This is a genomic window from Streptomyces sp. T39 (assembly GCF_008042045.1).
Lineage (GTDB): Bacteria > Actinomycetota > Actinomycetes > Streptomycetales > Streptomycetaceae > Streptomyces.
The window spans coordinates 1-5224 of record NZ_RDBP01000006.1; the positions used below are offsets into that span (position 1 = coordinate 1).

Here is a 5224-nt window from a genome sequence, read left to right on the forward strand (position 1 = left end):
TCGCGTGCGCTGCTGGAGCGGCGTGCTGTGGTGGTGGCGTCGGAGCGTGACGAGCTGCTGGCGGGGCTGGCGGATGTGGCGGCGGAGTCGGGGGTCGGGGGCAAGTCGGCGTTCCTGTTCACCGGGCAGGGGTCGCAGCGCAGGGGCATGGGTCTGGAACTCGCTTCGGCCTACCCGGTGTTCGAGCAGGCGCTTGCCGAGGTGTGTGCGGAGCTGGATCCGCGGCTGGGGCGTTCGCTGCGGGAGCTGTTGGCCGAGGACAGTGAGGTGCTGAACTCCACGGAGTTCACGCAGGCCGCGCTGTTCGCGGTCGAGGTGGCGCTCTTCCGTCTGGCGGAGTCCCTGTCGGTCCGCCCCGACTACCTGATCGGGCATTCGGTCGGTGAGATCGCGGCCGCGCATGTGGCCGGGGTGCTGTCCCTGGCGGACGCCGCTGAACTGGTGGTGGCGCGTGGCCGGTTGATGGGTGCGCTGCCTGCCGGTGGGGCGATGGTCGCGGTGCAGGCCGCCGAGACCGAGGTCGCGGAATCGCTGGCCGGCTTCGAGGGCCGGCTGGAGATCGCCGCGGTGAACGGGCCGCTGGCCGTCGTCGTCTCCGGCGACGCGGACGCGGTGGAGGAGTGGCTGCCCGCGTGGGAGGGCCGCAAGACCTCGCGCCTGCGCGTGTCGCACGCCTTCCACTCGCCCCGTATGGAGCCGATGCTCGACGAGTTCCGCACCGTCGCCGCCCGCCTCACCCACCACGAGCCCACCATCCCGGTGGTCTCGAACGTGACCGGTGAGGTCGTCACCGCCTTCGATGCCGAGTACTGGGTGCGTCACGTCCGCCAGGCCGTGCGTTTCGCCGACGGTGTGGCGACCCTGTGGGAGCTGGGCGTCCGCCGGTTCCTGGAGCTGGGTCCGGACGCGGTGCTGACGGCCATGGCCCGGCAGTGTGTGGAGGACGACACCGAGGCCGCGTTCGTCCCGGCGCTGCGGTCCAAGCACGCGGAGGCGGACACGTTCGCCGCCTTCCTCGGCCGCGTCCACACCGCCGGCGCGGGCGTCGACTGGGACGCCTTCTACGCCGGCACCGGCGCCCAACGCGTCGACCTGCCCACCTACGCCTTCCAGCGGGAGCGGTTCTGGCTGACCCCGGTCACGGGCACCGGCGATGTGTCCGCCGCCGGACTCGTCCCCGTGGACCACCCTCTCCTCGCCGGCCGTGCGCTGATCGGCGACCGGGACGAGTGGCTGTTCACCGGCCGCATCTCCACCGACACCCAGCCCTGGACGCGCGACCACGTCGTCATGGGCACGGTGGTCGTGCCCGGTGTGGCGCTGGTCGAGATGAGCCTGGCCGCCGGGCGCGCGGTCGGCTGCCCTGTGCTCGACGAGCTCGTCATCGAGGCGCCGCTGACCCTGGACGACGCGGCGGGGCGCAGGCTCCAGATCGTCGTCGGCCACGCGGACGACGGCGCACGACGCGAGTTCGTGATCTTCTCCCACCCGGAGACCGACGAACCGGAGGCCGGCCCGGAGGCCGTCTGCCACGGCCGCGGCTGGCTCGCCTCGGACGAGGCGCGCACGGTCCCGGCGTGGGCCGTCGCCTGGCCGCCGCAGGACGCCGAGTCCCTCACCGCCGAGTCGCTCTACACGCGCATGGCGGACATCGGCTACGACTACGGCACCCTCTTCCAGGGTGTGGTCGAGGCATGGCAGGACGACGACATCGTCTACGTCGACCTCGCGCTGCCGGACGACACGGCCGACGCCCACGGCTTCGGCCTGCACCCGGGGCTCTTCGACTCGGCGGTGCAGAGCTGCCTGTACGGGGAGAAGGCCGACGACTCGCTCGTCATGCCGTTCTCGTGGAACGGCGTCCAGCTCGGCCGGACCGGCGTCACCCGCGCGCGGGCCCGTCTCACCCCGGTCGGCGACGCGGCCTTCCGCATCGACATCGTCGACGAGGACGGCGAGCTCGTCCTCGCCATGGACCAGCTCGTCTTCCGTCCCGTCGACCGTGCACAGCTGACCCGCGCCACCGACGCGACGCGGGGCTCGCTCCACCAGGTGGACTGGAGCCCGGTCGCGGTCGCCGCGGGCGGCTCCGCCGATGTCGCCGTGCTCGGTGAACTCGCCGCGGACGGAACGCGGTTCGCCGATCTGGCCGCCCTGGAGGAGGCGCTCGCCGACGGGTCCGGTGCCGTGCCCGGCCTCGTGCTCACGGGTGTCGACACGCAGGACGCCTCGCCGACCGAGGCCGTCGTCGCGACGCTCTCCCTGGTCCGAGCCTGGCTCGGCGCCGACCGCCTGGCCGACGCGCGTCTGGCCGTCGTCACCCGGCGAGCGGTTTCGGTGGAGGGCGAGGCTCCGGACGTGGCGCAGGCCGCGGTGTGGGGTCTGCTGCGCAGCGCCCAGTCCGAGCACCCGGGCCGGATCCTGCTCGTCGACCTCGACACCGACACCACCGCCGACGGACTGGCATGGGGCGGACTCCCGGACCTCGACGAGCCGCAGCTAGCGGTGCGTGGCGGGCGGGTGTTCGCGCCGCGGCTGGTGCGTGCCTCGGCCGGTGGTGGCGGGACACAGTTCGCGGTGGATGGCACGGTGGTGATCACCGGTGGTACGGGTGGTCTGGGTGCGCTGTTCGCCCGCCACCTCGCGACCGTCCGCGGTGTCCGGCATCTGCTGTTGCTGAGCCGTCGTGGTCCGGCGGCGGAGGGTGCGGCCGAGCTGGTCGCGGAGCTGGCGGAGGCGGGTTGCGAGGCCCGGGTGGTGGCGTGCGACGTCTCCGACCGGGAGCAACTGGCTGCTGTCCTCGACAGCCTGGAGCAGCCGCTCACCGCTGTGGTGCACACGGCCGGTGTGCTGGACGACGGCGTGGTGGAGGCGCTCACGCCCGAGCAGGTCGAGCGCGTGATGCGTCCGAAGCTGGACGCGGCGCTGCACCTGCACGAGCTGACCGCCGATGCCGACCTGTCCGCGTTCGTGGTCTTCTCCTCGGTCGCCGCGCTGATCGGCAGCCCGGGTCAGGGCAACTACGCGGCCGCGAACGCGGCCCTGGACGCGCTCGCCGCGTCCCGCAGGGCCGCCGGACTGCCGGCGACCTCACTGGCCTGGGGCCTGTGGGGCGAAGCAGGCGGCATGGCCGGAGAGCTGAGCGAAGCGGAGCTCGCCCGTCTGGAGCGCATGGGTTCCCAGCCGCTCTCGGCCGAGCTGGGCCTCGACCTCTTCGACCAGGCCCTCGCCACGGACGCCGCCCTGCTGGCGCCCGTCCGGCTGGACACGGCCGCACTGCGCGCCCAGGCCAGGGCCGGCCTCGTGCCCGCGATCCTGCGTGGCCTCGCACCCGTCCCCGCACGCCGTGCTGCCGCCGGTGGATCCCTCGGGCGCCGCCTGGCCGGAGTTGCGGAGGCGGACCGCGAGCAGGTTGCGCTCGATCTCGTACTGGAGCAGGTGGCCGGTGTGCTCGGCCATGCGTCGGCCGCTGCCGTCGACCCCGCCCGGGCCTTCAACGAACTGGGCTTCGACTCGCTGAGCGCCGTCGAGCTGCGCAACCGGCTCACCCAGGCGTCCGGCGTGCGCCTGCCCGCGACGCTGGTCTTCGACCACCCGACCCCGGCCGCCGTGGCCCGGCTCCTCGTGGCCGAGGTCGTCGTCGATGCGACGCCTGTCCGCGCCCAGACGCGCAAGCGCCGCGCGGCGACGGACGAGCCGCTGGCGATCGTCGGCATGAGCTGCCGTTTCCCCGGCGGGGTCACCTCGCCGGAGGACCTGTGGGAACTGGTCGCCACCGGCGGCGACGCCATGGGCCCGTTCCCCACCGACCGCGGCTGGGACCTCGACAACCTCTACGACCCGGACCCGGACCGCCTCGGCACCGTCTACGCCCGAGCCGGCGGATTCGTCGACGGCATCGGCGAGTTCGACGCCGACTTCTTCGGCATCAGCCCGCGCGAAGCGCTGGCGATGGACCCGCAGCAGCGGATGCTGCTGGAGACCTCCTGGGAGGCCTTCGAGAACGCCGGGATCGACCTGTCCTCGCTGCGCGGCAGCGACACCGGAGTCTTCTGCGGCACGGTCTCCTCCGGCTACCACGCGACGATGGTCCCCGAACTGGAGGGCTACCACCTCACCGGCACCACCATGAGCGTGGTGTCCGGCCGCATCGCGTACTCGCTCGGTTTCGAGGGCCCGGCGGTGTCCGTGGACACGGCCTGCTCGTCGTCGGCCGTCGCCCTGCACCTGGCCGGCCAGGCCCTGCGCAACGGCGAGTGCTCCCTCGCCCTCGTCGGCGGCATCTCGCTCATGGCCACCCCCGATCTGCTCATCGGCTTCAGCCGGCAGCGCGGGCTCGCCGACGACGGCCGGTGCAAGGCGTACTCGGCGTCGGCCGACGGCACCGGGTTCTCCGACGGTGCGGGTGTGCTGGTGGTGGAGCGTCTGTCGGACGCGCGGCGCAACGGCCGCCGGATCCTGGGTGTGGTCCGGGGTACGGCCGTCAACCAGGACGGTGCGAGCAACGGCCTGACCGCTCCGAACGGTCCGTCGCAGGAGCGGGTGATCCGTGCCGCGCTGGCGAGTGCGGGTCTGTCCCCGTCCGAGGTGGACGCGGTGGAGGGCCACGGTACGGGCACGAAGCTGGGTGACCCGATCGAGGCGCAGGCGCTGCTGGCCACTTATGGCCGGGAGCGTGACGGGGATCCGCTGTGGCTGGGGTCGATCAAGTCGAACATCGGTCACACGTCGGCGGCTGCCGGTGTGGCGGGTGTGATCAAGATGGTGATGGCGATGCGGCACGGTGTGCTGCCGCCGACGCTGCACGCCGATGAGCCGTCGCCGCATGTGGACTGGGAGTCGGGAGAGGTCCGGCTGCTGACCGAGGCCCGGGAGTGGACGGCCGATGGTCGTCCGCGTCGTGCGGGTGTCTCGTCGTTCGGTGTGAGCGGTACGAACGCGCACATCATCGTGGAGGAGGCGCCGGTCGCGGAGGTGCCGGCGCCGGTCGAGCGGACCGCGCCCGTCGTGCCGGTCCCGGTCGTCGTCTCGGCCCGCACGGACGAAGCGCTCCGCGCCCAGATCGAACGGCTGCGGGAGCGTGTGGCGGCCGACGTGGACGTGTCGGTGGCGGATGTGGCGCTGTCGTCGGTGACGTCGCGTGCGCTGCTGGAGCGGCGTGCTGTGGTGGTGGCGTCGGACCGTGACGAGCTGCTGGCGCGGCTGGCGGGGCTGGCGGATGTGG

Annotated in this window: 1 protein-coding gene; it reads left to right on the forward strand. The window is 73.2% G+C overall.

Features of this window, described 5'->3' with window-relative positions; translation table 11 throughout:
- Positions 1–5224, forward strand: a 5224-nt coding sequence (locus EAO77_RS00405) for a type I polyketide synthase (RefSeq protein ID WP_147986144.1), incomplete at both ends; no start/stop codon positions are given.